Annotated in this window: 1 protein-coding gene; it reads right to left on the bottom strand. The window is 41.3% G+C overall.

The window, feature by feature from the left end; translation table 11 throughout:
* Positions 1–1,424, bottom strand: a 1,424-nt coding sequence (locus tag JO375_RS06835) for a CARDB domain-containing protein (RefSeq protein WP_229523745.1), incomplete at its 3' end; no start/stop codon positions are given.
* Positions 1,425–1,469: the final 45 nt, after the last annotated feature.

Below are 1,469 nucleotides of genomic sequence, written 5' to 3'. Positions count from 1 at the left end.
ACGTTTTGTGTATCCTCAAACATGCTGCCAAAGATTCTGATTTTGTTTGTCGTACATGAAACTAAATTTCCTTTGGAGCCTTCCGCAGTTACGTAAACTTTTACGAAAACATCACCATCAGACCAATCTTTATCAGTGTATATTTTGCGTTCAATCACTTTGGTACCGTCTAAAAATGTGCCTTCTTTCTTAGGAAGTTCCCACACAGCTTTCCCTGTATTACCTCCACTTGTTCGATCAAGCGTTACTGTATTAAGATAATGCCCTTCTCGATCATAAATCTTCGCAATAACTTCTCCAGGTTTTGGCCCTATAAATGTTCCACCGATAGGTTTTGCTGTACCTTCATAACCTTTAGGGACTTTGGTTTCCCAATCTGTAAAATAATTGGTTACAACCTTTAGTTCATAACCATAGCCGGCTCGTGTCACTTCATTCGCATTTAAGTTATTTTGTTTTGCATAGGGAATGATAGCCCAGCTACCACGGCTTTCCCGGTCGCTTTCTTTTGGATGATCTTTATCTGTAGCAATCCCTTGCTTGGTATTTACGGTTGAACTAATGTTCAAATGTTCCTGATATTCGACTGTCTTCGTGGACCAAATCGGTCTCCTTCTTCCCCTGTTATTTTTATAATAACCGGAGATGTATTGATAGGTGACTGTCCATTTACTTTGTGAATTTGGACCACTACAAGATGAGCTCGCGCCATCTTTCTTCACAGTACAAGCCGTTGAGGCAATGTTGTTTCCTCGGTCAACATCTGGGAATTCACCGGTTGGATCAACTTGAACGGTCATATTATGAAGCCCAATTTCTCGGCCTTTCCAGTTAACCGGACCAACACTAATCGGTTTATTGGCAGGCATATCTTTTCGTCCCTCATAGATTGTTTCATTATCAGCTGTTATTCGAATCAATACCTGCTGCTGGTCTTCAACACTATTGTTTTTCACCTTCGCTGTAATTGTCGCCGTTTCATTAGGCTCCACCTGGGATGGAGTAGCCGTGATCGATTGAGCAATTAAATCGATGGGTACTACTTGAATAGTGAAATCAGCTTTAATTTCATTGTTCCGATAAGCTTCGTCTGGGACTTCCAATGCGCGAGAAGGATGATTCGGATTATTGACAAAGGCATCAATCGATATTTTGTACGTCCCAGGTGTTTCCCCAATGTCAACCTTTCCTAAATAGTGATTAAACTCTTGTCCATTTTTCACGACCTCAGGAATTCCGCTATTAAACATTTGTTCAAGCTTCTGTTTCCCTGAATCAGGCCCTTTAACCGTCACATTCGCAATATTGGGGATTCCTTTGCCATCGATAAATTCACCGGCTTTAAAATCTTCACCAGTGTACTTCCATTTCAACCAAAGCTGATGACCCTCTGTGAGAGTGAGCTTGGTCGGTATATAGTCCATTTTTTTTGGCATTTTAGGGAGGTGAACCGTTTTAATCGCTGTGCG

Source organism: Paenibacillus farraposensis (genome assembly GCF_020736845.1).
GTDB classification, from domain to species: Bacteria; Bacillota; Bacilli; order Paenibacillales; family Paenibacillaceae; genus Paenibacillus; species Paenibacillus farraposensis.
The sequence above is the reverse complement of the archived record's forward strand: the minus strand, read 5'-3'. Positions and strand labels throughout refer to the sequence as shown.